The 26,669-nt window shown below is 52.9% G+C and carries 24 protein-coding genes; 3 read left to right on the forward strand and 21 right to left on the reverse strand.

Annotated elements, in window-relative coordinates:
* Positions 1–133 precede the first annotated feature (133 nt).
* The 6 genes from odhB to sdhC form a co-directional block, all read right to left on the reverse strand.
* Positions 134–1,360, reverse strand: a complete 1,227-nt coding sequence (gene odhB / locus ACUY4Q_RS16620; protein WP_458043827.1) for a 2-oxoglutarate dehydrogenase complex dihydrolipoyllysine-residue succinyltransferase — start codon at positions 1,358–1,360, stop codon at positions 134–136.
* Between the two features lie 14 nt (positions 1,361–1,374).
* Positions 1,375–4,182, reverse strand: a complete 2,808-nt coding sequence (sucA, locus tag ACUY4Q_RS16625) for a 2-oxoglutarate dehydrogenase E1 component (RefSeq protein WP_458043828.1) — start codon at positions 4,180–4,182, stop codon at positions 1,375–1,377.
* A 352-nt stretch (positions 4,183–4,534) separates the two neighbouring features.
* A complete protein-coding gene (locus tag ACUY4Q_RS16630; protein ID WP_458043829.1) occupies positions 4,535–5,251 on the reverse strand; it encodes a succinate dehydrogenase iron-sulfur subunit in 717 nt (238 codons plus the stop codon).
* A 15-nt stretch (positions 5,252–5,266) separates the two neighbouring features.
* The gene (gene sdhA / locus ACUY4Q_RS16635; protein ID WP_458043830.1) at positions 5,267–7,033 is read right to left on the reverse strand and encodes a succinate dehydrogenase flavoprotein subunit; all 1,767 of its coding nucleotides are present in this window, start codon (positions 7,031–7,033) and stop codon (positions 5,267–5,269) included.
* Positions 7,033–7,380 carry a succinate dehydrogenase membrane anchor subunit gene (gene sdhD, locus ACUY4Q_RS16640; protein ID WP_458043831.1) on the reverse strand — a complete coding sequence of 116 codons (348 nt, stop codon included), beginning with the start codon at positions 7,378–7,380 and terminating at the stop codon, positions 7,033–7,035. Before sdhD ends, sdhA begins: the two co-directional genes overlap by 1 nt.
* The gene (sdhC, locus tag ACUY4Q_RS16645) at positions 7,374–7,778 is read right to left on the reverse strand and encodes a succinate dehydrogenase cytochrome b556 subunit (protein ID WP_458043832.1); all 405 of its coding nucleotides are present in this window, start codon (positions 7,776–7,778) and stop codon (positions 7,374–7,376) included. The genes sdhD and sdhC overlap by 7 nt, the downstream gene beginning before the upstream one ends.
* Positions 7,779–8,436: 658 nt before the next feature.
* Between sdhC and ACUY4Q_RS16650 the strand changes: the two genes are divergently transcribed.
* The gene (locus tag ACUY4Q_RS16650; RefSeq protein ID WP_458043833.1) at positions 8,437–9,720 is read left to right on the forward strand and encodes a citrate synthase; all 1,284 of its coding nucleotides are present in this window, start codon (positions 8,437–8,439) and stop codon (positions 9,718–9,720) included.
* 38 nt (positions 9,721–9,758) lie between these two features.
* Here ACUY4Q_RS16650 and nei read toward each other — a convergent pair whose 3' ends face one another.
* The 15 genes from nei to ACUY4Q_RS16725 all read right to left on the reverse strand — a co-directional run bounded on the left by nei (position 9,759) and on the right by ACUY4Q_RS16725 (position 24,562).
* The gene (gene nei / locus ACUY4Q_RS16655; protein WP_458043834.1) at positions 9,759–10,550 is read right to left on the reverse strand and encodes an endonuclease VIII; all 792 of its coding nucleotides are present in this window, start codon (positions 10,548–10,550) and stop codon (positions 9,759–9,761) included.
* A gap of 11 nt (positions 10,551–10,561) precedes the next feature.
* Entirely contained in the window at positions 10,562–11,302 is a 741-nt protein-coding gene (gene pxpA, locus ACUY4Q_RS16660; RefSeq protein ID WP_458043835.1) for a 5-oxoprolinase subunit PxpA, read from the reverse strand.
* Entirely contained in the window at positions 11,292–12,224 is a 933-nt protein-coding gene (pxpC, locus tag ACUY4Q_RS16665) for a 5-oxoprolinase subunit PxpC (RefSeq protein WP_458043836.1), read from the reverse strand. Before pxpC ends, pxpA begins: the two co-directional genes overlap by 11 nt.
* On the reverse strand, positions 12,218–12,874 hold the full coding sequence (pxpB, locus tag ACUY4Q_RS16670) for a 5-oxoprolinase subunit PxpB (RefSeq protein WP_458043837.1): 657 nt from the start codon (positions 12,872–12,874) through the stop codon (positions 12,218–12,220). The genes pxpC and pxpB overlap by 7 nt, the downstream gene beginning before the upstream one ends.
* Before the next feature lie 124 nt (positions 12,875–12,998).
* Positions 12,999–14,129: a fimbrial protein gene (locus ACUY4Q_RS16675; protein WP_458043838.1), complete on the reverse strand. Its 1,131-nt coding sequence runs from the start codon at positions 14,127–14,129 to the stop codon at positions 12,999–13,001.
* 25 nt (positions 14,130–14,154) lie between these two features.
* On the reverse strand, positions 14,155–14,859 hold the full coding sequence (locus tag ACUY4Q_RS16680) for a fimbrial biogenesis chaperone (RefSeq protein ID WP_458043839.1): 705 nt from the start codon (positions 14,857–14,859) through the stop codon (positions 14,155–14,157).
* A gap of 217 nt (positions 14,860–15,076) precedes the next feature.
* Complete coding sequence (locus tag ACUY4Q_RS16685; RefSeq protein WP_458043840.1) at positions 15,077–16,204, reverse strand: fimbrial protein; 1,128 nt, start codon at positions 16,202–16,204, stop codon at positions 15,077–15,079.
* A gap of 24 nt (positions 16,205–16,228) precedes the next feature.
* Complete coding sequence (locus ACUY4Q_RS16690) at positions 16,229–16,936, reverse strand: fimbrial biogenesis chaperone (protein WP_458043841.1); 708 nt, start codon at positions 16,934–16,936, stop codon at positions 16,229–16,231.
* A 214-nt stretch (positions 16,937–17,150) separates the two neighbouring features.
* A complete protein-coding gene (locus tag ACUY4Q_RS16695; protein ID WP_458043842.1) occupies positions 17,151–18,272 on the reverse strand; it encodes a fimbrial protein in 1,122 nt (373 codons plus the stop codon).
* A 25-nt stretch (positions 18,273–18,297) separates the two neighbouring features.
* Entirely contained in the window at positions 18,298–18,927 is a 630-nt protein-coding gene (locus ACUY4Q_RS16700; protein WP_458043843.1) for a fimbrial biogenesis chaperone, read from the reverse strand.
* 290 nt (positions 18,928–19,217) lie between these two features.
* Positions 19,218–20,336: a fimbrial protein gene (locus ACUY4Q_RS16705; RefSeq protein WP_458043844.1), complete on the reverse strand. Its 1,119-nt coding sequence runs from the start codon at positions 20,334–20,336 to the stop codon at positions 19,218–19,220.
* Between the two features lie 25 nt (positions 20,337–20,361).
* Positions 20,362–21,066 carry a fimbrial biogenesis chaperone gene (locus ACUY4Q_RS16710; protein ID WP_458043845.1) on the reverse strand — a complete coding sequence of 235 codons (705 nt, stop codon included), beginning with the start codon at positions 21,064–21,066 and terminating at the stop codon, positions 20,362–20,364.
* A gap of 483 nt (positions 21,067–21,549) precedes the next feature.
* Positions 21,550–22,299, reverse strand: coding sequence for a type 2 GTP cyclohydrolase I (locus ACUY4Q_RS16715; RefSeq protein ID WP_458043846.1), 750 nt, complete (start codon positions 22,297–22,299; stop codon positions 21,550–21,552).
* Between the two features lie 11 nt (positions 22,300–22,310).
* Positions 22,311–23,729 carry a deoxyribodipyrimidine photo-lyase gene (gene phrB, locus ACUY4Q_RS16720; protein WP_458043847.1) on the reverse strand — a complete coding sequence of 473 codons (1,419 nt, stop codon included), beginning with the start codon at positions 23,727–23,729 and terminating at the stop codon, positions 22,311–22,313.
* 626 nt (positions 23,730–24,355) lie between these two features.
* On the reverse strand, positions 24,356–24,562 hold the full coding sequence (locus tag ACUY4Q_RS16725) for a YbfA family protein (protein ID WP_458043848.1): 207 nt from the start codon (positions 24,560–24,562) through the stop codon (positions 24,356–24,358).
* 337 nt (positions 24,563–24,899) lie between these two features.
* Here ACUY4Q_RS16725 and kdpF point away from each other — a divergent pair, with 337 nt between their 5' ends.
* Positions 24,900–24,989 (forward strand): K(+)-transporting ATPase subunit F, encoded by a 90-nt coding sequence (gene kdpF / locus ACUY4Q_RS16730; RefSeq protein WP_041852093.1) that lies wholly within the window; start codon positions 24,900–24,902, stop codon positions 24,987–24,989.
* On the forward strand, positions 24,989–26,668 hold the full coding sequence (gene kdpA, locus ACUY4Q_RS16735) for a potassium-transporting ATPase subunit KdpA (protein ID WP_458043849.1): 1,680 nt from the start codon (positions 24,989–24,991) through the stop codon (positions 26,666–26,668). Before kdpF ends, kdpA begins: the two co-directional genes overlap by 1 nt.
* Position 26,669 lies beyond the last annotated feature (1 nt).

The following is a 26,669-nucleotide window of genomic DNA, read 5'->3' on the forward strand; positions in this document are numbered from 1 at the left end:
CTTCAGGTCATCATTATCTTTAAACCCGTAGGCCTGATAAGCCGCAAAAGCGTCGCCATCAGGCATCGCACCAACGCCGGATGGCGGCATAAACACCTTATCCGGCCTACGGGGCAGGGGATACTTTTGCTTACTACACGTCCAGCAGCAGACGAGTCGGATCTTCCAGCAGCTCTTTAATCGCCACCAGGAAACCAACGGACTCGCGACCATCGATCAGACGGTGATCGTAGGAGAGCGCCAGGTACATCATTGGCAGGATCTCCACTTTACCGTCCACCGCCATCGGGCGGTCTTTAATGGCGTGCATGCCGAGGATCGCGCTCTGCGGCGGGTTGATGATCGGGGTAGACATCAGTGAGCCAAAGACACCACCGTTAGTGATGGTGAAGTTACCACCGGTCAGATCTTCCACCGTCAGCTTGCCGTCGCGACCTTTGATGGCCAGCTCTTTAATCCGTTTTTCGATGTCTGCCATGCCCAGCGTATCCACGTCACGCAGAACCGGGGTCACCAGGCCACGCGGGGTAGAAACCGCCATGCTGACGTCGAAATAGTTGTGGTAAACCACGTCATCGCCATCAATAGAAGCGTTCACTTCCGGGTAGCGTTTCAGCGCTTCCACGACCGCTTTCACGTAGAAGGACATAAAGCCCAGGCGGATACCGTGACGTTTTTCGAAGGCGTCGCCGTACTGCTTACGCAGATCCATAATCGGCTTCATGTTCACTTCGTTAAAGGTGGTGAGCATCGCCGTGGAGTTTTTCGCTTCCAGCAGACGCTCGGCCACGCGTTTACGCAGACGGGTCATCGGCACGCGTTTCTCAGCGCGGCCAGCCAGCTGTGGCGCAGCAGGGGCAGCAGCCGGTGCCGCGGGTTTGCTCTCTTCTTTCTTCGCCGGGGCTTTCGCCAGATGTTTTTCAACATCTTCACGGGTCAGACGTCCACCCACACCTGAGCCTTTGATGTCGCTGGCTTCGAGGTTGTGTTCAGCCAGCAAACGACGGATCGCCGGGCTGAGTGCATCGTTATTCTGTTCTTCAAGCGAGGCCTGCTGACGCTGAGCCGGCGTGGACTCTTTTGCATCAGATTTCGCGCTGCTCTCTTTGCCGCCGCTATTGCCTTCACGCAGGCGACCCAGAATCTGGCGAGAGGTGACGGTGGTGCCTTCGTCTTCCAGCACTGCGTCCAGAATGCCATCCGCCGAAGCCGGTACTTCCAGTACCACTTTGTCAGTTTCGATTTCTACCAGCACTTCGTCGCGCTGGACGGTATCGCCCGGTTTTTTATGCCAGGTCGCAACGGTCGCATCAGCTACGGACTCAGGCAGGTCGGGTACAAGAATATCTACGCTACTCATTATTTATCCTTTATTTAATCGACGTTCAGCGCGTCATTGACCAGATCTTGTTGCTGTTTCTGGTGAACGGACAGATATCCTACCGCTGGCGAAGCGGAGGCCGGGCGACCTGCGTAACGCAGTGAAGCCCCAAATGGAATCACTTCATTGAAATGATGTTGGCTGCAATACCATGCGCCCTGGTTAAGCGGCTCTTCCTGGCACCAGACAAAATCTTTCACATGAGCATACTGTTTCAGCACATCCTGAACCGACTGGTGCGGGAACGGATAGAGCTGTTCAATACGGATAATGGCGACATCTTTTTGGTCGTTCTTACGACGCTGATCAAGCAGGTCGTAATAAACCTTACCAGAACACATCACAACACGCTTAACGCCCTGCGGATCCAGTTCATCAACTTCACCGATCGCTGGCATAAAGGTGCCGTTAGCCAGTTCATCCAGCGAAGAGACCGCCTGCGGGTGACGCAGCAGGGACTTCGGTGACATCACGATGAGCGGACGACGCATACCGCGCAGCGCCTGACGACGCAGCATGTGGTAAACCTGTGCCGGGGTCGACGGGACGCAAACCTGCATGTTTTGTTCAGCACACAGCTGCAGGTAACGTTCCAGACGCGCGGAGGAGTGCTCCGGCCCCTGGCCTTCGTAACCATGCGGCAGCAGCATCACCAGCCCACACATACGGCCCCATTTCTGCTCACCGGAGGAGATGAACTGGTCAATCACCACCTGCGCACCGTTGGCAAAATCACCAAACTGCGCTTCCCAGATAGTCAGGGTGCGCGGTTCAGCCGTGGCATAACCGTATTCAAACGCCAGTACCGCTTCCTCAGAAAGGACGGAGTCCCAGACTTTGAACGGCCCCTGGCTGTTATGCACATGGTGTAGCGGAGTGTAAGTTGAGCCGTTAGCCTGATTGTGAATCACCGCGTGACGATGGAAGAAGGTGCCACGACCGGAGTCTTCACCGGACAGGCGCACGGAGATGCCTTCGTCCACGAGGGTGGCGTACGCCAGGTTTTCCGCGCCGCCCCAGTCAAACAGCTTCTCGCCAGCGGCCATCGCCTGACGGTCATTATAAATTTTGGCCACACGCGCCTGCATTTCGATGGCATCCGGCACGGTACTGATGCGTTTCGCCAGTTCCTGTACGCGCTTCATCTCGACCTTGTTCGGGTAGCTCTCATCCCACTCGTGGTTGAGGTACGGCGACCAGGTAAAGGAGTGCATGTTCATCGGACGGTACTCGTCCACCACACACTCACCGGCATCCAGCGCGTCACGGTACAGATTCACCAGTTCGGTGGCATCTTCCAGCGTTGCAATCCCTTCCTGCTCCAGCTTGCCAGCATAGAGTTTGCGCGGCGTCGGGTGTTTTTTGATTTTCTGGTACATCAGCGGCTGGGTCGCGCTCGGCTCATCGGCTTCGTTATGGCCGTGACGGCGGTAGCACACCAGATCGATGAAGACATCACGTTTAAAGGTGTTACGGAAGTCCAGTGCCACGCGTGTAACGAAAGCGACCGCTTCCGGGTCGTCTGCATTGACGTGGAAGATCGGTGCCATCACCATCTTACCAATGTCGGTACAGTACGGTGTGGAACGGGCGTCCAGCGGGTTAGATGTGGTAAAGCCCACCTGGTTATTGATGACGATACGCACGGTACCGCCTACTTCATAACCGCGCGCTTTGGACATGTTCAGTGTCTCCTGAACCACGCCCTGCCCGGCCACCGCCGCATCACCGTGAATGGTAATTGGCAGCACTTTGTTGCTGCTCGGCTCATCAAGGCGATCCAGACGTGCGCGTACTGACCCCATGACCACCGGGCTTACGATCTCCAGGTGCGACGGGTTAAACGCCAGCGCCAGATGCACCAGGCCACCTTCGGTTTCCATATCAGATGAGAAGCCCATGTGATACTTCACGTCACCGGTGCCGAGGTGCTCTTTATGTTTGCCGGCAAATTCGTCAAACAGGTCCTGCGGCTTTTTACCCAGCACATTGATCAGAACGTTGAGACGACCACGGTGCGCCATACCCAGTACCACTTCGCGGGTACCGTTTTTACCGGCATGACGAATCATCTCTTTAAGCATCGGTACCAGCGCGTCGCCGCCTTCCAGCGAGAAGCGTTTCGCGCCCGGGAATTTCGCACCGAGATAGCGCTCCATACCTTCTGCAGCGGTCAACTCGCTCAGGAAACGTTTCTTCTCTTCTTTACTGAAAGTGGCATGACCGACAACCGATTCGATGCGCTGTTGGATCCAACGCTTCTCCTCGGTGCTGGTGATGTGCATGTATTCCGCACCGATGGAGCCGCAGTAGGTTTGCTTGAGCGCTTCAATCAGGTCACCCAGTTGCATCGTGTCTTTGCCGATAGCAAAGGAGCCAACGTTAAAGGTTTCCTGAAGATCGGCCTCACTTAAATCATGGAAAGCCGGATCGAGGTCGGTGACCTTATCCTGCTGCCAGAGTCCCAGCGGGTCCAGATTGGCCTGCTGATGACCACGAAAACGGTAGGCGTTGATCAACTGCAGGACTTTAACCTGCTTGGCGTTGGTGTCAGGGTCGGAAATGGAGGAAGAGTAACGTGAGGCGTCCTTCGCTAAACGACGGAAATAGTCACGTGTTTTGGAATGGAATTGATCCGGTTTCACTCCGGTGCCCGGTAGCTCTTCAAACATGGCACGCCAGTTTGAATCAACCGAGTCAGGATCGGTTAAGAAATCTTCATAGAGCTGTTCTATCCAGCTCTGGTTAGAGCCAGAGAGGTAAGAAGAGTCCAGCCAGGCTTTCAAAGCGCTGTTCTGCATCGTGATCCCTTAAGCATTGTTATGCTTACATCGCCGTGGATAACTACGACGCGCGCAGCAACGCGCACGTCCCGGGGTTCACTTGCGAGCTCTTGTTGGCCCGCGAAGGAACCTTTAAAAACTGCCATTCATCTTCGTCGTTCAGGCTGCGACCTCGTTGGCTGCCTTCGCTTACCCCAGTCACATAGTTCACTATGCTCCTGGAAATGCGCTCAGTTGCCGCCTTGTCTCGCTCAGAACGACTCGATGACTGGAACTGCCATCTGGCGGTTTTTAAAGATTTCCTGCGTTATTCCCTCTCCCCTGTGGGGAGAGGGTCAGGGTGAGGGGAACGGCACTCCCCTCACTTTTATTACGCACTACGTTGCAGCAACATCGACTTGATATGACCAATGGCGCGCGTGGGGTTCAACCCCTTCGGACACACACTGACGCAGTTCATAATGCTATGGCAGCGGAATACGCTGAAAGCATCGCTCAAGCCTTCCAGACGGTTATCGGTTTCGGTATCGCGGCTATCGATAAGGAAACGATAGGCCGCAAGCAGACCCGCCGGACCAATAAATTTATCCGGATTCCACCAGAACGACGGACAGGATGTAGAGCAGCAGGCGCACAAAATACACTCATACAATCCGTCGAGTTTCTCGCGCTGTTCCGGCATCTGTAAATGCTCGCGAGCGGGTGGATTTTGTCCATTATTCAATAAGTAAGGTTTAATCTTCTCATATTGAGCATAGAACTGGCCCATGTCCACAACCAAATCGCGGATAACCGGCAGACCCGGCAACGGGCGGATAACAATTTTCTGCTTGCCGTTACCCAATGCCGAAAGCGGAGTGATGCAAGCCAGGCCGTTTTTGCCGTTCATGTTCACGCCATCGGAGCCACAGACCCCTTCACGGCATGAGCGACGAAATGACAAACTCGGATCCTGCTCTTTAATCAGCATCAGCGCGTCCAGCAGCATCATGTCACGCCCTTCTTCACCTTCCAGCGTGTATTCCTGCATGCGCGGAGCGTCATCAACATCCGGGTTATAACGATAAATTGAAAACTCGAATTTCATTTTCCTGTCTCCGCATTAATAAGTACGAATCTTCGGCGGGAATGCCGGACGCAGTTTCGGTTCCATGTTGACGCTGCGACGCGTCATGGATTCCGTCTCTGGCAGGTACAGGGAATGGCACAGCCAGTTTTCATCATCCCTTTCCGGATAGTCGAAGCGGCTATGCGCGCCACGGCTTTCGGTACGGAAGTTGGCAGATACCGCCGTCGCATAGGCGGTTTCCATCAGGTTATCCAGCTCCAGACACTCAACGCGCTGGGTATTGAACTCGCTGGAGGTATCATCCAGTCGGGCATTTTTCAGCCGCTCGCGAATCGCCTTCAACTGCTCAAGGCCTTTTGCCATCGCATCACCTTCACGGAACACCGAGAAGTTGTGCTGCATGCACTCTTGCAGGGCTTTACGAATCACCACCGGATCTTCGCCATCACGGTTACCGTTCCAGCGGTTCAGACGAGCCAGTGAAGCCTCGACCTCTTCCTCAGTGGCATCACGCAGTTCACCCTGTTCCGCGATGGACTCCTGCAGATGCAGACCCGCTGCGCGACCAAACACCACCAGGTCGAGCAGAGAGTTGCCGCCCAGACGGTTAGCGCCGTGTACGGACACACACGCAATTTCACCCACCGCGAACAGACCCGGAATGACCACATCTTCGCCCTGCTCGTTCACCGTCAGCGCCTGACCGGTCACTTTGGTCGGGATGCCGCCCATCATGTAGTGACAGGTTGGGATCACCGGGATCGGCTCTTTCACCGGATCGACGTGCGCAAAGGTACGGGAGAGTTCCAGAATGCCTGGCAAACGCGATTCCAGCACCTCTTTGCCGAGGTGATCGAGTTTCAGTTTGGCGTGGGGACCCCATGGGCCGTCACAACCGCGACCTTCGCGGATTTCGATCATGATGGAACGCGCCACCACATCACGACCCGCCAGGTCTTTCGCGTTTGGCGCATAGCGCTCCATGAAACGCTCACCGTGTTTATTTAACAGGTAACCGCCTTCACCGCGGCAGCCTTCGGTGACCAGCACCCCCGCCCCGGCAATGCCTGTCGGGTGGAACTGCCACATTTCCATATCCTGCACCGGCACACCGGCACGCAGGGCCATCCCAACACCATCACCGGTATTGATATGCGCGTTGGTCGTGGACTGATAAATACGACCCGCACCGCCGGTTGCCAGCACCGTAGCACGGGCTTTGAAGTAAACCACTTCACCGGTTTCGATACTCAGCGCGGTACAGCCGACCACCGCACCGTCCTGGTTTTTCACCAGATCGAGCGCGTACCACTCGGAAAAAATAGTAGTATGATTTTTAAGGTTTTGCTGATAAAGCGTGTGCAACAGCGCGTGGCCGGTACGGTCCGCCGCCGCCGCAGTACGGGCTGCCTGCTCGCCGCCGAAGTTTTTAGACTGGCCGCCGAATGGACGTTGGTAAATTTTGCCGTCATCCAGACGAGAGAACGGCAGGCCCATGTGCTCCAGCTCCAGAATCGCCTCCGGGCCGGTCTTACACATGTACTCGATCGCGTCCTGATCGCCAATATAGTCCGACCCTTTGACGGTATCGTACATGTGCCATTCCCAGTTATCTTCATGGGTATTACCCAGCGCGACGGTGATGCCGCCCTGCGCAGAGACAGTGTGGGAACGGGTTGGGAAGACTTTAGAGAGCAGCGCACAGGTCTGGCCGCTCTGGGAAATTTGTAGCGCCGCGCGCATGCCTGCGCCGCCTGCACCGATTACAACAGCATCAAATTCTCTGACTGGCAGTTTCATTACACACCCCACACCACAACGAATCCATAAATAACGTAAACCGCGAGCGCAACCACAATCACCAGTTGCAGCATCAGGCGTAAAGCCACGTGTTTAACGTAGTCGGTCAACACCTGCCACATGCCAATCCAGGCATGGATCAAAATAGAGAACAGAGCCAGCAGGGTGAAGACTTTGGTAAAGGCGGATGAGAAGAAGCCTGACCAGACTTGCCAGGTAATGTCACCGTTAATGGCGAAGAAACCCACCATATAGATGATGTACAGCGTCAGGACGATGGCGGTAGCACGGACCAGGATAAAGTCATGTACGCCGTTGCGTCCAAGTGCGGAGGCGTTGCTTACCATACGAGGACTCCTGCGAGAAGTGAAAGCACGACAGTTATTGCAAAAGAAATGTTAGCGGAACGTTTTCCTGCCTCAAAAGTTTCTTCCAGCCAGCCAAAATCCATCAGCATATGGCGAATACCGACAACGGCGTGATACGCCAGCGCAGTCAGAATGCCCCACATAATGAATTTAACAAAAAAGCCGTTCATGATGGCTGAAGCAGCCTGGAAGCCTTCTTCGGATGACAGCGACAGGCCCAGTAACCACAAGAGAATGCCAACGGCGACAAAAGTTATCACGCCGGAAACACGGTGGAGAATGGAGGCTATAGCCGTGGCAGGAAACCGGATCGTTGTCAGATCCAGATTGACAGGTCTTTGTTTTTTCACATTTTTTATCATGAATAACGCCCACATGCTGTTCTTATTAGTTTCCTTCCTCCGGTCTGCGTGCGGGTCAGACAGCGTCCTTTTCTATAACTGCGCGTCATGCAAAAAAATGTGCATCCAGATGCTAAACGCCAGGTTACAACGCTGGGTGGCTCGGGATTGCAGGGTATTCCGGAGACCTGGCGGCAGTATAGGTCGTTCACAAAATCATTACAATTAACCTACATATAGTTTGTCGGGTTTTATGCAGAACAGTGACTGGCGTCACGATAACAACATTTTTTTAAACTTTAACCATTGGATTTGACAAATATTAAACATTATTGTTACAAACTTCACCAGAAGAGAGATATAATTCGCAAAAGTTATGGGGTCTATCTTTCACCTGCAAATAAGTTATGCAACTACAAATAAGTTATGCAACAGTGTGATGGTGTTGACCGAATTAATCAGGACAGTTATTAGTGATAACCAGTTTTGTCAATTTCGGACTACCGACTCCCTGATTTGTTGTTGTTTCAACTGAACTTTCGATGCTGACCTGCATGCGCCCATCGCTCTGTACCCTGGTTCCTCCTCTCATCAGAGCAGCGAGCAACATTATAATCTGGTAGCGTTAAAAGGCAGTTTGAATGCAAATCCGGTAACAGGTAGTCTTAAGCATAAGGCGCTAAGGAGACCGTAAATGGCTGATAAAAAAGCAAACCTCACCTACAATGGTGACGCTGCTATTGAACTGGATGTGCTAAAAGGCACGCTCGGTGAGGATGTGATTGATATCCGTAGTCTCGGTTCAAAAGGGGTTTTTACTTTTGACCCAGGTTTCACCTCTACCGCATCCTGCGAATCCAAAATCACCTTTATCGACGGTGATGAAGGGATTCTGCTGCACCGTGGTTTCCCCATCGACCAGTTGGCCACCGACTCAAGTTATCTGGAAGTATCCTACATCCTGCTGTACGGCGAAAAGCCAACCCAGGAACAGTATGACGAATTCAAACTGACCGTCACCCGCCACACCATGATTCATGAGCAGATTACCCGTCTGTTCCACGGTTTCCGTCGCGACTCACACCCGATGGCCGTCCTTTGCGGGGTTACCGGCGCGCTGGCTGCGTTCTATCATGATTCGCTGGATGTGAACAACTCACGCCACCGCGAAATCGCTGCGTTCCGTTTACTGTCCAAAATGCCGACAGTGGCAGCGATGTGTTACAAATATTCTATCGGTCAGCCGTTTGTTTATCCGCGTAACGACCTCTCCTATGCAGGCAACTTCCTGCACATGATGTTCGCCACGCCGTGCGAACCTTATGAGGTTAACCCGGTGCTGGAACGCGCAATGGACCGTATCCTGATCCTGCACGCGGACCATGAGCAGAACGCCTCCACCTCCACCGTGCGTACTGCCGGTTCATCGGGCGCGAACCCGTTTGCCTGTATCGCAGCAGGTATTGCCTCCCTGTGGGGACCGGCACACGGCGGCGCGAACGAAGCTGCGCTGAAGATGCTGGAAGAGATCAGCACTGTTAAACATATTCCGGAATTCCTGCGTCGCGCCAAAGACAAGAACGATTCGTTCCGTCTGATGGGCTTCGGTCACCGTGTTTATAAAAACTATGATCCGCGTGCCACCGTGATGCGTGAAACCTGCCATGAAGTGCTGAAAGAGCTGGGCACCAAAGACGATCTGCTGGAAGTGGCCATGGAGCTTGAGCACATTGCGCTGAACGACCCGTACTTTATTGAGCGCAAACTCTACCCGAACGTCGACTTCTACTCCGGCATTATCCTGAAAGCGATGGGCATTCCGTCATCCATGTTTACCGTTATCTTTGCGATGGCGCGTACCGTAGGCTGGATTGCTCACTGGAATGAGATGCACGACGACGGCCTGAAAATCGCCCGTCCGCGTCAGCTGTATACCGGCTATGCGAAGCGCGAATTCAGCTCCGACCTCAACAAGTAATTTGCCCTATGACAAAAAACCCGCTTCGGCGGGTTTTTTTATTTCTGACAGCCAGGGCACCAGTAGAACGGTCTGGAGGAGAGCGTGGTTTTCTCAATCACCCCGCCACAGCGCTCGCATTTCTTACCCGCACGGTGGAAGACTTTAAAACTGAACAGGGCCCCATGATGCCGGTTTTCATCCACCCTGCCCCGAGTCTGGTAAGAGAGGCGGGGAATATCAAGCATTGCCTTTGCAAGCGTGGTTAACTGCGTATCGTTAAGATCGCAGGCGCGGTGCTGAGGCGCCAGCGCCGCAGACCAGAGGATCTCCACCCGCAGATAATTGCCTAACCCCGCCAGAAAGGCCTGATCCAGTAGCAATCCGGAAAACTGGCGTTTCGCAAAACGGGGAGAAACCAGCCGCGCTTTCACCTCTTCCGCGGTGAGCGACATATCCAGCACATCCGGGCCAACCCGCTGTAAAAAGGGGTGTGCCGCCAGCTCATCCGCCGTAAGGATCGCAATATCCGAGGCGCTGTAGAGCAAAATGGCTTTGTCCGCCGTCTCCAGCCGCACGCGCAATACACGGGTGCTTTGCGCCGTCTGACCCGCATCCATCACCCGCCAGACACCATAAAGCTGGTTATGGCTGTACATCGTCAGGCCATTGGAAAAATGGGTCAGCAACGCCTTGCCACGGGTTTCAATCTGTTGAACGGTGCAGCCGATAAGCCCGGCTGCGAAAGGTTGCAAATGAGGGAAAGCAAACCAGACATCGGTTAAAGGCTCCCCTTTGATGGCCGCTTCGAGGCTGTCTGCGGCACGGCGAATTTCCGGTCCTTCCGGCATCACATCTCCTGTTAAATCTCGGCACTGACCCGAATGTTCTGTTGTGCAAAAGCGTGTCGAAGACGACGGGCAAACAGCAGCGCATGCTCACCGTCACCGTGTAAACAGACCGTCTGCGCCGCCACATCAACCTGCTGCCCGCTCACGCTGGTCACTTTGCCGTTAAGTATCATCTCCAGCGTTTGTGCCAGCGCCTGAGACTCATCGGTGATTAATGCGCCCGGTTGTGTACGAGGCACAAGACTACCGTCGTCCTGATAGCCGCGGTCGGCAAACACTTCCTGCCGGGTGGCAAGCTGGTAGCGTGCGCCCGCGCGAATCAGTTCGCTGCCTGCCAGCCCCACCAGAATGAGCGCCGGGTCGACGGCATACACCGCACGCGCGATAGCCTCCGCCAGTTGAGGATCATTGGCCGCCTGATTATAGAGCATGCCGTGGGGCTTAACATGGCGTAACTGACCGCCTTCCGCGTTGACGATCGCCGCCAGCGCGCCCGTCTGGTACACCACCTGGGCAAAGACCACCTCGGGCGGCAGGTGCATCAGCGTGCGGCCAAAGTTTTCGCGGTCGGGAAAGCTCGGGTGCGCGCCAATGGCGACACCCAGCCTCAGAGCCTCCCGTACCGAGAGCAGCATGGTTTGCGCGTCCCCGGCATGAAAACCGCAGGCGATATTGGCTGAGGATATCAACGCCATCAGCGCCGTATCGTTCGCCCCGCCCTCGCCCAGGTCGGCATTGAGATCAATCTTCATGACGAATGCGCCAGGCTAGTTGTTCCAGAAAACGGGTCTGCTCACTGCGTGCCGCCAATGCCTCTTCAAGGGTACAGGGAACAAAATGGATCGGTTGCCCCAGCGGGATCTGCGCCAGATGGTACATATCGGCTTCGATGATGCAGGCAATGCGCGGGTAACCGCCGGTGGTTTGAGCGTCGTTCATCAGTACAATCGGTTGGCCGTTAGACGGCACCTGAACCACGCCCGGTAACAGGCCATGTGAAACCAGCTCCCGGTCAGCGGTCCTGACCAGCGGTTGCCCCTGCAGGCGGTACCCCATTCGGTTACTTTGCGGATTCAACTGCCACGGCAAACGCCAGAACGACTCCTGAGAGGTTTTGGCAAACTCGTGATACTCCGGCCCCGGTAGCGCACGAATACGGTTGTTCCACAGCAGTTGCTTGACCCCTTGCGGCCCGGAAAACTGTTTTGATGCCGGTTTGAGAGCAAGCCGATCGCCGTCACGCAGCAACCGCCCTTCCAGTCCGCCCACGCCGGTTTTCAGGTCAGTGCTGGGGGAGCCCATCACGTCAGGCACATCCAGCCCACCCGCCACGGCAAGGTAACTGCGCATCCCGTGTAGAGGACGCTTTAACACCAGCCGCTGACCCGCTTTCGCCAGATAACGCCAGCCCGTCCAGACATCCTGACCATCCAGTTTCGCGTCGCAGCCGGCCCCGGTCAGCGCAAACCAACTTGTTTTTGCGAATTCCACCTCGCACTGCCCAAGAGTGATTTCAAGTCCTGCCGCGTTAAGGTCGTTGCCCACCAGCGCGTTGGCAATGGAGAGCGCAGGGCCGTCGAGCGCACCGCAATAGCTCACGCCTGACTGACGCAACCCGATGCGTTTTCCGCCCTGAACGCTGGTGTGGATCCCGGCACGAATAATTGTCAGCATACGCCTTCCTTGTGAGGGATAAACCTGAGAGTATCACCGGGGCGAAGCAGCACCGGTTCGGGTAATGAAGGGTTAAAGAGTGGGACATCCGTGCGGCCAATCAGATTCCAGCCGCCCGGTGTTTGCAAGGGATAAATGCCGGTTTGCACCCCGCCGATACCCACCGATCCGGCCGGTACGCGAAGGCGCGGTTCAGCACGACGCGGGGTAGCCAGCACATCAGGTAACCCACCAAGGTAAGGGAAACCCGGCTGAAAACCTAAAAACCAGACCACGTAATCCACCGAGGCGTGCAGTTCCACCACCTGCTTTTCCGATAATTTCGCGTGACGAGCTACCAGCGCCAGATCCGGCCCAGCCTCCCCCCCGTAAATCACCGGAATCTCAATGTTGCGTGACTCGGGCTCCAGCGCCTCGCTCTCTTCCCACCAGCGCTGTAGCCGTTCAATGGCATCCAGGGCGAGGGCCTGCGGCTCACGCAACACCACGGTGATGTTATTCATACCGGGAATCGCTTCGACCACCTCTGGCACATCCACCAGGCGCTGGGTTAAGCGCCAGATGCGTTTTTGTGTGTCCAGCGTCACCGGAGGTTCCAGCTCCAGCACCACTGCCGTTTCACCTAACAGATAACAACGTGCTCTCTGCACTGTCCCGCTCCTTTCACCACAGGTACGTTATCGATACGTAAAATAAGATAACGTGCACGATGGCTTCCGTCGACAGGCATATCTTTGGTGAATAGCCGCTCGGTCTCAATAAAAGGGAAGAAGATTAATAATAATTAATCAGGTAGGTGATTTTGCCGTTGGCTTTTCCGGGCATGATGTCGTTTATAGAGCCTGCCGTTTGAATGTAGCGCGCCACCAGAGGGATGGTATAGTTCTGCCCCTGGCTGGACGACATGGTAAATTTTTGCTCTGCTTTCCCTCCCGAAAAGCTAACAAGCTGTGGTGAAGCGGCAGTGCCGTACGCCAGCTGGATACCCACCCCTGTTGCCGCCTGGCTGACGTTATCGACAGGCATTATCCCCTGGTTGCTGGTGGTCGCATTGCCCGGCGTCAGGGTAACGGTCATGACGTTGTCGCGAACGGTATCTTTATTGCTACCGCGTTCTCCGGTACCGTAGAAGACCGGGCAGTTGGTTAAGCGGATGCTGGCATCTGTCCAGGGGGTAGCAAATTTCCCGCCCTCACGGTTACTGGTATCGCCCTTCCTGCGTTTGCCCAGATCAACAGTGAAGTCCGGGGTGTCACAGGTGCCGGTGACAATATCGAAGGTGGCAGGGGATAAAACAAAGCGAGCCAGGATAACATCCCCGTTGGGAAAACCGGTAGTATCGGCGCTGTTGGAATATCTCATGACTTGGTCAAAACCAGAGATTACCGAAGGATCGATTTCTACCGTGCGGGCGCCCGCCGGAATATCACCATATTTAACAATATCAATATCGAAATTTGAGATGGAGCTTTCACTGTAGCCCCATACACCAGTGTAATCAGAACTGTTCCACCAATAGGGCCAGGCCCATGCCCCCACTCGTGCAACCAGACCAATGCCGGGCACATTGGTTTTATATACAGAATAGTTAGCACCATTCTGACTATACAGACCACCACCGCTGATAGATACCGCCTGCCCCCCTGCCGCATAAATAATGCCACGTTGTCTTGTAAAACTATGGCTTGCGCTGGTTGAACACTGAAAGCTCACACTATATGCGGGTACATAATGCTCAAAAAAAACAGTGCCAACGGGCGCATTCGGGTCGATGGTGATTTTCTTACCGGAGGGTATCTGAACATTAACGATTTTTGTTGTGTAATTGCAGTCCGTCCCCCATGCGGTAGCATAAACGGGTTTTACAAACATCACCCACATTATTATCAATAAAAAATATCGCATCCCCTGCTCCTTTTATTAAATCCTTTTAGTTCAGCCTGGCAGTCAGTGGCAGCGCTTTCCCCAAATCATCCACGATGGCGTAATTTATCTGTTCCCCGCTTTTCATCCTGATCTGTTTCGCAATAACGCGCTTTTCGAAAGGATGAATCATTTCGCCCTGAAGTGAGTTGGCTTTACTGTTTGCTTCTCCGCTGACGTTAAGCAACGTAATATGATAAGGCGTGGGGTTAAATACGCTGAAGGTGTCGCCTTCTCTTTTCCACTGCAGCTTCTCCCCGGCAGCCTCTGCACTCAACTTCAGTCCGGCAGGTCGGTAAAAAAGCTTGATTCGCGTCTGATATGCCACATTGAGATACTGATTATGCGCGTCTGATTTTTTGGGCGGTACGGAGAGAATATTCAGCCAGAAAACGGACTCCCGGTCCTGCGGCAGCGCCCCGCCCGTGTAGACCAGCCGTAGCGTCTGGCCTTTACCGCCATCAACGCGGGCGATGGGTGGCGTCAGCACAAAAGGCACCGTTATGTTTTGCGGCGCTTCAGTTGGGTCGCCGGTATCAATCCAGCTCTGCACCAGCGCAGGCGACCGCCCGGTATTCTTCATGCTGACGGTCACTTCTTTTTTATCCGCAGGGTAAACAACCCGCGTCCCGGCCACGACAATCCCGGCCTGCGCACTAAAATTTATCAGGGCGATAACAAGTAAAAGAATCGAGTAATAACCAGAACCCATCAGGTGCCCTTCATCTTAATAAGACTGTCCGGCCACCATCATTTCACCTGGTACTCTCTCAGAATAGAAATTAGAAAAATGAATTTAAGAAAACCCTCAAAGACAATAATGACTGCGCGTTCAAAGCACAATAACACGATCACGCATTTTTACGTTTAACTGTGAATTATGACAAAAAACGCGCCCGCAGGCGCGTCTGTAATTCGGTAGCAGGCGGTTAATAGTAATTAATCAGGTAGGTGATTTTGCCGTTGGCTTTTCCGGGCATGATGTCGTTTATAGAGCCTGCCGTTTGAATGTAGCGCGCCACCAGAGGGATGGTGTAGTTCTGCCCCTGGCTGGACGACATGGTATAGTCTTGCTCTGCTTTCCCTCCCGAAAAGTTAACAAGCTGTGGTGAAGCGGCAGTGCCGTACGCCAGCTGGATACCCACCCCTGTTGCCGCATCACTGCCCGCGTCGACTGGCATGATCCCCTTACCGCTGGTGGTCGCATTATTCGGGATTAGGGTAACGGTCATGACATTGTTACGTGTGGTGCCTTCATAACTCCGTCCGCCAATGCCGTGAAACTGCGGACACCCGGTCAATCGGATGCTGGAATCCACCCACGGGGTTACAAATTTCCCCCCGGACTGGTTTGCAGAATCGGAGAGCCCTCGTATCCCCAGATCGACAGAAACATCAGGAGTATTACAGGTAGCATTCAGAACACTAAACGTCGCCGAAGCTATTTTTATACGCGATACTGTTGCACTTCCATTGGGGATCGCCGTTGGCCCTGTTGTATTCGTACTGCCGGAAACATTATAAACATATTCTAATATGGGCATATCAGCCGACTTAACTTCTACCAGACTGAGTCCTGGCTTAATCGTGCCATATTTAATCAAATCCATGGAAAATTTCATCAGCCAGGCATTACCGACTGTGCCGTTTATTAAATCAGTGTGTAAAAAATAGGGCAGCGCTTTGGAATCAGATCTAAACACTACCCCAATACCATCCACGCTGGTTTTAAATACCGGGTATGTTGAATCCATACTAATCAATCCGTATCCACTCACTGATGCTGCAGAAATGCCATTAGTTAGTATATAGCCTAATTTTTGGGTGTAACTATTCGGCTTAGTACACATCATCGAACCAGTAACCCCCACCGAATACTTTATAGAATATAATACCGTCCCGTTAGCCGCATTAGGATCTATTGACAATTTAGCCCCGGACGGAGGCGTCAATGTATATTCATTTGTCGTATATGTACAGCTTCCCCATGAAAATGACCATGCGGGATAGGTGAATGCAAACAGTGCCAAACCAAATAGAGTATGCCGAAAATACATAGAGTAACTCCTGTTATAGTTTTACTATAATTCAGTATGAAATTCTCTGGCGGAGCCCTGGTCGTTAATTACCTGGTAAAAAAGGGACGTTATGTTATTGAATCCCCCTTTTTCTGGCTCAGGGAAAACGGAGGAGGAGTATGGCATTAGCATATTTCCCGGCAGAGAATGCGTTGCGCCCTTAAGCGTCCAGCCAATGGTGGTGACAGTAATATAGTAAGGTGTGGGATTGTGCACGGTTAATGCGCCCGCTTCTTTTTTCCAGCGCAGCTGTTGTGGTGCGTCATCCGCAGGAACGGCCAGCGAGGCCGGGCGATAAAACAGTTTCACCCGCGTCTGCCAGGCAATATCAATATGGTTTTTTCCCTGATGGCGAGTTTTTGGTGGGATAACCAGCACATTCAGCCAGAAAACGGACTCCCGGTCCTGCGGCAGCGCCCCGCCCGTGTACATCAGCCGCAACGTCTGGCCCTTACCGCCATCGATGCGGGCGATGGGTGGCGTCAGCACAAAAGGCACCTGTATATTCTGCGGCACTTCAGTCGGATCGCCGGTATCGATCCAGCTCTGGACCAGCGCAGGCGACCGCCCGGTATTCTTCATACTGACGGTCACTTCTTTTTTATCCGCAGGGTAAATAACCCGCGTCCCGGAGATGACGATCCCGGCCTGCGCGCTGAAATTTATGAGGGTGATAAAAAGTAAGAGAACAGAGTAAAAACCAGAACCCATCGGGTGCCCTTCATCTTAATAAGACTGTCCGGCCACCATCATTTCACCTGGTACTCTCTCAGATTAGATATTAGAAAAACGAATTTAGTGAATTTCTTAAAGAATAATGCTGAAACATTCAGAGCACAATAACGCGATCACGTATGCTTACTTTAAACCTTCAAATATGACAAAAAACGCGCCCGCAGGCGCGTTTAAACTGAGTTAAAGGCGGTTAATAATAATTAATCAGGTAGGTAATTTTACCGTTGGCTTTTCCGGGCATGATGTCGTTTATAGAGCCTGCCGTTTGAATGTAGCGCGCCACCAGAGGGATGGTGTAGTTCTGCCCCTGGCTGGACGACATGGTATATTTTTGCTCTGCTTTCCCTGCCGAAAAGTTAACAGGCTGTGGTGAAGCGGCGGTGCCGTACGCCAGTTGGATACCCACGCCCGTTGCCGCCTGGCTGACGTTATCGACAGGCATTATCCCCTGGTTGCTGGTGGTCGCATTGCCCGGCGTCAGGGTGACGGTCATGACGTTGTCGCGAACGATATCTTTATTGCTACCCCGTTCTCCGGTACCGTAGAAGACCGGGCAGTTGGTTAAACGGATGCTGGCATCCGTCCAGGGGGTGGCAAATTTCCCGCCCTCACGGTTACTCGTATCCCCCTTCCTGCGTTTGCCCAGATCAACAGTGAAGTCCGGGGTATCGCAGGTGCCGGTAACTATATCGAAGGTGGCAGGAGATAAAACAAAACGGACAGTTGGCACATTGCCGATAGGTAACCGGGAATTATTGTCGCTAGATATTATTCTGATAATCCAGTCGATACTTGTTATTACCGTTGAGTCAATATGCACAGTGCGCGCCCCTGGCGGAATATCACCATACTTAACAACATCAATATCAAATACCATTGTCTGACTATTGGTAGAGTAGTTTAACACCGTATTGGTATACGATACTGAAGACCAATAGACAGGAAATCCGGACATCCCATTGCGGGCAACAAGGCCAATACCCGGCACGTCCGTTTTATAAACTGTATAGGTATTGTTCAACCCACCACCGCTTATGCTTACGGTCTGCCCCCCGGCTCCATAAATTAAAGCGTGTTGACGAGTATAATCGCCCGCCGTCTGGCATTTGAAATCCTGGCCGATAACTGCCGGTACAAAATGCTCAAAAAAAACGGTCCCCACGGGCGCATTCGGGTCGATGGTTATTTTCTTACCCGATGGTATCTGAACATTAACGGTTTTTGTTGTGTAACTGCAGTCCGTCCCCCACGCGGTAGCATAAACGGGTTTTATAAACATCACCCACATTATTATCAATAAAAAATATCGCATCCCCTGCTCCTTTTATTAAATCCTTTTAGTTCAGCCTGGCAGTCAGTGGCAGCGCTTTCCCAAAATCATCCACGATAGCGTAATTTATCTGTTCCCCGCTTTTCATACCGATCTGTTTCGCTATGACGCGCTTTTCGTAAGGATGAATCATTTCGCCCTGAAGTGAGGTGGCTTTATTGTTTGCTTCTCCGCTGACGTTAAGCAACGTAATATGATAAGGCGTGGGATTAAATACGCTGAAGGTGTCGCCTTCTCTTTTCCACTGCAGCTTCTCCCCGGCAGCCTCTGCACTCAATTCCAGTCCGGCAGGTCGGTAAAAAAGCTTGATTCGCGTCTGATACGCCACATTGAGATACTGATTATGCGGGTCTGATTTTTTGGGCGGTACGGAGAGAATATTCAGCCAGAAAACGGACTCCCGGTCCTGCGGCAGCGCCCCGCCCGTGTACATCAGCCGCAACGTCTGGCCCTTACCGCCATCAATACGGGCAAACGGCGGCATCAGCACAAAAGGCACCGTTATGTTTTGCGGCGCTTCAGTCGGGTTGCCAGTGTCGATCCAGCTCTGGACCAGCGCAGGTGTCTGCCCGGTGTTCTTCATGCTGACGGTCACTTCTTTTTTATCTGCAGGGTAAACAACCCGCGTCCCGGCCACGACAATCCCGGCCTGCGCGCTGAAATTTATGAGGGTAATAAGAAGTAAAAGAATCGAGTAATAACCAGAACCCGTCAGGTGCCCTTCATCTTAATAAGACTGACCGGCCACCATCATTTCACCTGGTACTCTCTCAGATTAGATATTAGAAAAACGGATGTAGTGAATTGCTTAAAGAATAATGCTCAAACATTCAGAGCACAATAACGCGATCACGTATGCTTACTTTAAACCTTCACATATGACAAAAAACGCGCCCGCAGGCGCGTCTGTAATTTGGTAACAGGCGGTTAATTGTAATTAATCAGGTAGGTGATTTTGCCATTGGCTTTTCCGGGCGTGATATCGTTTATTGAACCTGCCGTTTGAATATAGCGCGCCACCAGAGGGATGGTGTAGTTCTGCCCCTGGCTGGACGACATGGTAGAGTCTTGCTTTGCTTTCCCTCCCGAAAAGCTAACAAGCTGTGGTGAAGCGGCAGTGCCGTAGGCAAGTTGAATACCCACTCCTGTTGCCGCATCACTGCCCGCGTCGACTGGCATGATCCCCTGGTTGCTGGTGGTCGCATTATTCGGCGTCAGGGTGACGGTCATGACGTTGTCGCGCGTGGTTTCTTTGAGTTCACGCTGGCCCGTTCCGTAGAACACCGGGCAGTTGGTTAAACGGATGCTGGCATCCGTCCAGGGGGTGGCAAATTTCCCGCCCTCACGGTTACTCGTATCCCCCTTCCTGCGCTTGCCCAGATCAACAGTGAAGTCCGGGGTGTCACAGGTGCCGGTAACTATATCGAAGGTGGCAGGAGATAAAACAAAACGGACCGTTGGTACACTGCCGTTGGGTAGCCGGGAAGTATTGCTGCTGTTTGTTATTTTGACTATCCAGTCAACACTTGTAATAACTGTTGAGTCAATATGCACAGTACGCGCCCCCGGCGGAATATCACCATACTTAACAACATCAATATCAAAAACCATTGTCTGACTATTGGTAGAGTAGTTTAACACCTTATTGGTATACGATACTGCAGACCAATAGACAGGCAATCCGGACATCCCATTGCGGGCAACAAGGCCAATACCCGGCACGTCCGTTTTATAAACTGTATAGGTATTGTTCAACCCACCACCGCTTATGCTTACGGTCTGCCCCCCGGCTCCATAGGTTAAAGCATGTTGACGAGTATAATCGCCCGCCGTCTGGCATTTGAAATCCTGGCCGGTAACTACCGGTACAAAATGCTCAAAAAAAACGGTCCCCACGGGCGCATTCGGGTCGATGGTAATTTTCTTACCGGAAGGTATCTGAACATTAACATCTTTTGTTGTATAACTGCAGTCCGTGCCCCATGCGGTAGCATAAACGGGTTTTATAAACATCACCCACATTATTATCAATAAAAAATATCGCATCCCCTGCTCCTTTTATTAAATCCTTTTAGTTCAGCCTGGCAGTCAGTGGCAGCGCTTTCCCCAAATCATCCACGATAGCGTAATTTATCTGTTCCCCGCTTTTCATACCGATCTGTTTCGCTATGACACGCTTTTCGTAAGGATGAATCATTTCGCCCTGAAGTGAGGTGGCTTTATTGTTTGCTTCTCCGCTGACGTTAAGCAACGTAATATGATAAGGCGTGGGGTTAAATACGCTGAGGGTGTCGCCTTCTCTTTTCCACTGCAGCTTCTCCCCGGCAGCCTCTGCACTCAACTTCAGTCCGGCAGGTCGGTAAAAAAGCTTGATTCGCGTCTGATACGCCACATTGAGATACTGATTATGCGCGTCTGATTTTTTGGGCGGTACGGAGAGAATATTCAGCCAGAAAACGGACTCCCGGTCCTGCGGCAGCGCCCCGCCCGTGTACATCAGCCGCAACGTCTGGCCCTTACCGCCGTCAATGCGGGCGATGGGTGGCGTCAGCACAAAAGGCACCTGTATATTCTGCGGCACTTCAGTCGGATCGCCGGTGTCGATCCAGCTCTGGACCAGCGCAGGCGACTGCCCAGTATTCTTCATACTGACGGTCACTTCTTTTTTATCCGCAGGGTAAACAACCCGCGTCCCGGCCACGACAATCCCGGCCTGCGCGCTGAAATTTATGAGGGTAATAAGAAGTAAAAGAATCGAGTAATAACCAGAACCCATCAGGTGCCCTTCATCTTAATAAGACTGACCGGCCACCATCATTTCACCTGGTTCGCTCTCAGATTAGATATTAGAAAAACGATTTTAAGAATATAAAAAAAATCCATACCAATAAAAATGCAACGATGATTTCCTCACTCTCACCCTTAACAAGAATTATTAACAAAAACACGTCAAATACAATACCCCTATTGAGATAAAAACTCGTTAACAATCAGTGCATCATTTCACCCCTACATTAACCAGCAAGATACTTACTTCATACAAACATTCACCATCCGTATATAACCCCCTTAATCAGGCCTCGCAACAAAAGCGATATCGACAACATCAATAAGAGAATAAAATAAAAACCAAGAACAACCGCCCAAAATAATATTCAAAAAAATCATATTTAAATTATGAATAATATTTATTGCAAAGATATTAGTACAGTCAGGATTAACTCAGGCGCGACACGCTAGCGGTATCGCGCCTGCAGATTTACGCCGGATTCGGAATATCAATAAACGTCACGTCCAGATCCGTATTTTCATTCAGCCATTCGCTCAGCGCACGAATTCCGCCGCGTTCGGTGGCGTGGTGACCCGCAGCGTAGAAATGCAACCCCTGCTCACGGGCAGAATGAATGGTTTGTTCGGAAACTTCGCCGGTGATAAACGCATCCACACCAAAGCGCGCAGCGTTGTCGATAAACCCTTGCCCGCCACCGGTGCACCAGGCCACACGCTTAATCAGGTCTGGCCCGGTATCACCCGACCACAGCGGTCTGCGCCCAAGACGGGCTTCAATCCAGGAGGCCAGTTCCAGCCCCGGCACCGGCATCGACAGTTCGCCCCACGGCAGAAGCTGTTCACCGTCCACGGTGCCCATCACGGTAATGCCCAGCAATGAGGCTAACTGAACGTTATTCCCCAACTCCGGGTGCGCATCGAGCGGCAGGTGCCAGCCATACAGGTTGATGTCATTCGCCAACAGCGTTTTCAGGCGATTGCGCTTCATCCCACGGATAATGGCAGGTTCATTCTTCCAGAAATAGCCATGATGCACGATGACGGCATCCGCTTGCTGGCGGACCGCTTCATCCAGCAACGCCTGGCTTGCCGTTACGCCGGTAATAATCTTCTGTACGGTCTCGCGTCCTTCAACCTGCAGGCCATTCGGGCCGTAATCGCTGAACGCCGCACTGTTAAGTTTTTCGTTAACCAGTTTTTCCAGTTCGGTATTTTTCATCGTCACTCTCTTTACGCTTTACGGGCGGCTTCATAGGCTGCAAGCGTAGCAGCACGAGCCTGTTTGTGATCCACGATTGGTCGTGGGTAATCGACCTTAACGCCCTTTTTATCCGCCCACGACCAGGGATCGTGGATGGCCTTGCCAGGCACTGCCGCCAGCTCAGGGAGCCACTGGCGGATAAACTCGCCCTCAGCATCAAAGCGTTCGCCCTGGGTCGTCGGGTTAAAAATGCGGAAATAGGGAGCCGCATCGGTGCCGGTAGAGGCTGCCCACTGCCAGCCGCCGTTATTCGCCGCCAGGCAACCATCAATCAGTTGAGACATAAAATAGTTCTCGCCAAGACGCCAGTCGAGAAGCAGATCTTTGACCAGGAAACTGGCGACAATCATGCGCAGACGGTTATGCATCCAGCCCGTGCTGTTCAACTGACGCATTGCCGCATCGACAATGGGAAAACCGGTCGCCCCTCGCTGCCAGGCCTGGAATAAATCAGGCGTATCATTCCATTTCACATTATCTGTCCAGGGAATGAAAGGTCGGTGCTTACAGAGATAAGGGTGGTAGGTGATTAAATGGCGGTAGAACTCTCGCCAGATCAACTCACTCAGCCAGACAGCGCCCTTCCCGCCGTTCAGGGCATCGGGTTGCTCTGCAAGTAAGCGGTGCAAACACTGGCGCGGAGAGAGAACGCCAAGAGCGAGACATGCCGAGAGACGGCTGGTACCTTCGATAGCCGGGAAGTCACGCCGCTCGTCATATTCACCCGCATGATGCTGGCAGAAATGACGCAGCTGACCAATGGCGCTTTTTTCATCAGCCGGGAACAGCGCCGGGTCAAATTCCTGCTGCGGATAGTCAACATTAAGAGCCGGTAAATTCCCGTTCATCGCCCCGGATTCCCGCACGCGCGGAGCACCGACGCACTCAGGTAAATCCTCTTTTAAGCGGCGCAGATACGCATTTTTGAACGGCGTGAAGACCTTATACATCTCATGATTGCCGGTCATCACGCTACCCGGCGGGAGCATGACGCTGTCATCAAATCCCTGACACGCCACATTCGGCAGCGCCTTTTCGACGGCGGCATCGCGCAAGCGTTCATTGATTTCATACTGGTAGTTGTAAAAAAGGTGGCTGACCTGCTCCTCTTCACACACCGACACCAGCGCATCGACGCTGGCGGAAAAATCGTTCACTTCCCGATAAATCAGTGGGATCCCTTTTTCAGCCAGCGTTTGTTGAAGCGCATTCAGATGGGCATTGAGATACGCCGCCTGACGCGGAGCCATCGCATGCGATTTCCACTGACCCGGCGTGGCAATGAATAGCGCTTTAACGGTGGCCGAGGGATCGCTGCAGGCTGCAGCAAGGGCAAAATTATCGTGGACGCGTAAGTCCGCACGAAACCAGACCAGATGGGTGGCCATAACTCTCCTGATAAATGATGTCCGTCAGAAACGTAGCGTAGTGTGTTAAAGGAAAGTGATCAGTGCAAGCAGAGGTTGTATGTTGCGACAATCAAAAGTGTAACTGTAGCAGGGGAAGGAAAAAAGGCCGCACGTAGCGGCCTTTGAACGTTACTTGCTTAACGCAACACTGGCAGTATCAAGCAACCGCACTGGCCGATCACTTTTTGCCAGCATCACGCTGGTGATAATGAATACTATGCAGAGATAGCGATTCATTTTTTACATTCCCTGTATACACCGCTCCACCGTATTGCCACCGGCGACAATGCGGTAGACACAAGCCCTGGATGGAGCTCGTTTTACGATGGAAAGTACACCTTCCTTACAGCCGATGCCCATTTGCGAGATAGCGGAAAGGGACGAGGCATAATAATTGAAAAAAAAATCAGTGAGCCAGCGCCATAAGGTTTTTTAGGAATACGTTTAGGGGCGATGGGTTGACGATGATTGCGAGGAGTATAAGAATAGATTTCCCTGGATGGGGCTTGAGACTTTCCCCCAACGGACCGCGAATCCTGAGGGACAAAAAAAACCGCTACGCAGAAACGTAGCGGTTTTTTTTATTGCTGTGTGTAATCAAGTGATCAATAAAAATCGCAGGTCGCTTTTTCGGCCTGGTCCATCCATACCGGTTTTTCACTGGTTTTTGCCCAGACGCGATGCAGATAGCTGTAAAAACGTGCGCGGTCTTTCCAGAACATCATTACCGGCAATGCCAGGATACCCGCCAGCACGGCGAAAGTACGACGCATTAACACGATGTGAGCCGGAAACGCTTTATAGATAGCCATAATACTCTCCCCTTTTTGTTGGCCGGTAATCTTCACCGGAAAATAGATACCCTGACGACATTCTTAATTCAGGGCTCAACTGGAATCTGGTTAAAATAGTACCGTTTTGTTGGTAATTTTACTACTCATCCGACCACTATTTTTTATCAATTTAAGCTTTATTTACATTCATGCCGTAATTGAGTTACAAAAAAGTTAAATTAATACTAACCATTAGTTAAAACATGGTCTTCGCCGTTTTTATACTTTTTTTACATCTGCCTGTCTGATTTTTGCGAAATCTTTGCACGTGAAATCCTAACCTCCCCTTATCAATGAAAACACCCGGAGGTGGATTGTGAGTGCAGGCGTCGTAACCGGCATCGTGCTGGTGTTCCTGTTGTTGGGCTACCTGGTTTATGCCCTGATCAATGCGGAGGCTTTCTGATGACGGCCCAGGCATTTTTACTGATTGCCAGTTTCCTGCTGGTCCTGTTTATTCTGGCCCGCCCGCTGGGAACGGTACTGGCAACACTGGTAGCAGGCACACCGCTTGCGGGCACCGGCAGAATGGAGGCCGGTCTCTGGCGCATAGTGGGTGTTGATCCCCGTGAAATGGACTGGCGCCAGTATCTGGTAGCCATTTTGCTGCTTAACCTGCTGGGCCTGGCCCTGCTCTTTACCCTGCTGATGCTTCAGGGCGTGTTGCCCCTCAATCCACAGCAGCTCCCTGGACTCCCCTGGCATCTGGCGCTGAACACCGCCGTGAGCTTTGTTACGAATACCAACTGGCAGTCCTATGCCGGTGAAAGCACGATGAGCTACTTCAGCCAGATGGTCGGTCTGACGGTGCAAAACTTCCTCTCTGCCGCTACCGGCATTGCGGTGATTTTTGCGCTCATCCGCGCCTTTTCCCGCCATAGCGTTAACACGTTGGGCAATGCCTGGGTCGATATCACACGCATCACCTTGTGGATCCTGCTGCCGCTGTCGCTGGTGCTCGCCCTTGTCTTCATTCAACAAGGGGCACTGCAAAACCTGCTGCCTTACCAGCCATTCACGTCGCTTGAAGGCGTGCAGCACATCCTGCCGATGGGGCCGGTCGCCTCTCAGGAAGCGATCAAGATGCTCGGTACCAACGGCGGTGGCTTCTTTAACGCCAACTCCTCACATCCCTTTGAGAACCCAACGGCACTGACCAATTTCCTGCAAATGCTGGCCATCTTTTTGATTCCCACGGCGCTCTGTTTTGCCTTTGGGGATGCGGTCAGCGACCGTCGCCAGGGCCACGCGATTCTGTGGGCGATGTCGGTCATCTTTGTGGTTTGCGCCGCCATCGTGATGTGGGCGGAGTGGCAGGGTAACCCGCACTTCCTGACCCTTGGGGGCGACAGCGCCGGCAATATGGAAGGGAAAGAGAGCCGCTTCGGCATTCTCGCCAGCAGCCTGTTCGCCGTGGTGACCACCGCGGCATCCTGCGGCGCGGTCAATGCCATGCACGATTCGTTTACCGCACTCGGCGGCATGGTGCCGATGTGGTTAATGCAGATTGGTGAAGTGGTGTTTGGCGGCGTGGGATCCGGTCTTTATGGCATGCTGCTGTTCGTGTTGCTGGCGGTGTTTATCGCCGGGCTGATGATTGGCCGCACACCAGAATATCTCGGTAAAAAAATCGACGTGCGCGAAATGAAAATGACCGCGCTGGCGATCCTCGTCACGCCCGCGCTGGTCCTGCTCGGCACTGCCCTTGCCATGATGACCGAGGCCGGGCGCAGCGGCATGTTTAACCCCGGCATCCACGGTTTTAGCGAAGTGCTTTATGCCGTCTCGTCAGCCGCGAACAACAACGGCAGCGCCTTTGCTGGCCTCAGCGCCAACACGCCCTTCTGGAACTGTCTGCTGGCCTTCTGCATGTTCGTTGGTCGCTTTGGCGTCATCATCCCGGTGATGGCGATTGCCGGTTCACTGGTGGCGAAAAAGATCCAGCCAGCCAGCACCGGTTCCTTGCCGACCCATGGTGCACTGTTTGTCGGCCTGCTGATCGGCACCGTGTTGCTTGTGGGTGCCCTGACCTTTATTCCCGCGCTGGCCCTGGGGCCGGTGGCGGAATATCTCTCTTTACGCTGAA

This window comes from Phytobacter cepae (assembly GCF_054165735.1).

What these genes read in the sequence shown, in the direction of transcription:
- ACUY4Q_RS16695 (WP_458043842.1), bottom strand. Translation starts at nt 18,272, where the DNA reads ATGCGATATTTTTTATTGATAATAATGTGGGTGATGTTTATAAAACCC.
- ACUY4Q_RS16630 (WP_458043829.1), bottom strand. Translation starts at nt 5,251, where the DNA reads ATGAAATTCGAGTTTTCAATTTATCGTTATAACCCGGATGTTGATGAC.
- nei (WP_458043834.1), bottom strand. Translation starts at nt 10,550, where the DNA reads ATGCCGGAAGGACCGGAAATTCGCCGTGCCGCAGACAGCCTCGAAGCG.
- kdpA (WP_458043849.1), top strand. Translation starts at nt 24,989, where the DNA reads ATGACGGCCCAGGCATTTTTACTGATTGCCAGTTTCCTGCTGGTCCTG.
- ACUY4Q_RS16715 (WP_458043846.1), bottom strand. Translation starts at nt 22,299, where the DNA reads ATGAAAAATACCGAACTGGAAAAACTGGTTAACGAAAAACTTAACAGT.
- ACUY4Q_RS16725 (WP_458043848.1), bottom strand. Translation starts at nt 24,562, where the DNA reads ATGGCTATCTATAAAGCGTTTCCGGCTCACATCGTGTTAATGCGTCGT.
- sdhA (WP_458043830.1), bottom strand. Translation starts at nt 7,033, where the DNA reads ATGAAACTGCCAGTCAGAGAATTTGATGCTGTTGTAATCGGTGCAGGC.
- ACUY4Q_RS16690 (WP_458043841.1), bottom strand. Translation starts at nt 16,936, where the DNA reads ATGGGTTCTGGTTTTTACTCTGTTCTCTTACTTTTTATCACCCTCATA.
- ACUY4Q_RS16710 (WP_458043845.1), bottom strand. Translation starts at nt 21,066, where the DNA reads ATGGGTTCTGGTTATTACTCGATTCTTTTACTTCTTATTACCCTCATA.
- ACUY4Q_RS16705 (WP_458043844.1), bottom strand. Translation starts at nt 20,336, where the DNA reads ATGCGATATTTTTTATTGATAATAATGTGGGTGATGTTTATAAAACCC.
- sdhC (WP_458043832.1), bottom strand. Translation starts at nt 7,778, where the DNA reads ATGTGGGCGTTATTCATGATAAAAAATGTGAAAAAACAAAGACCTGTC.
- sucA (WP_458043828.1), bottom strand. Translation starts at nt 4,182, where the DNA reads ATGCAGAACAGCGCTTTGAAAGCCTGGCTGGACTCTTCTTACCTCTCT.
- ACUY4Q_RS16650 (WP_458043833.1), top strand. Translation starts at nt 8,437, where the DNA reads ATGGCTGATAAAAAAGCAAACCTCACCTACAATGGTGACGCTGCTATT.
- ACUY4Q_RS16685 (WP_458043840.1), bottom strand. Translation starts at nt 16,204, where the DNA reads ATGTATTTTCGGCATACTCTATTTGGTTTGGCACTGTTTGCATTCACC.
- ACUY4Q_RS16680 (WP_458043839.1), bottom strand. Translation starts at nt 14,859, where the DNA reads ATGGGTTCTGGTTATTACTCGATTCTTTTACTTGTTATCGCCCTGATA.
- sdhD (WP_458043831.1), bottom strand. Translation starts at nt 7,380, where the DNA reads ATGGTAAGCAACGCCTCCGCACTTGGACGCAACGGCGTACATGACTTT.
- phrB (WP_458043847.1), bottom strand. Translation starts at nt 23,729, where the DNA reads ATGGCCACCCATCTGGTCTGGTTTCGTGCGGACTTACGCGTCCACGAT.
- pxpA (WP_458043835.1), bottom strand. Translation starts at nt 11,302, where the DNA reads ATGAAGATTGATCTCAATGCCGACCTGGGCGAGGGCGGGGCGAACGAT.
- ACUY4Q_RS16675 (WP_458043838.1), bottom strand. Translation starts at nt 14,129, where the DNA reads ATGCGATATTTTTTATTGATAATAATGTGGGTGATGTTTGTAAAACCC.
- pxpC (WP_458043836.1), bottom strand. Translation starts at nt 12,224, where the DNA reads ATGCTGACAATTATTCGTGCCGGGATCCACACCAGCGTTCAGGGCGGA.
- odhB (WP_458043827.1), bottom strand. Translation starts at nt 1,360, where the DNA reads ATGAGTAGCGTAGATATTCTTGTACCCGACCTGCCTGAGTCCGTAGCT.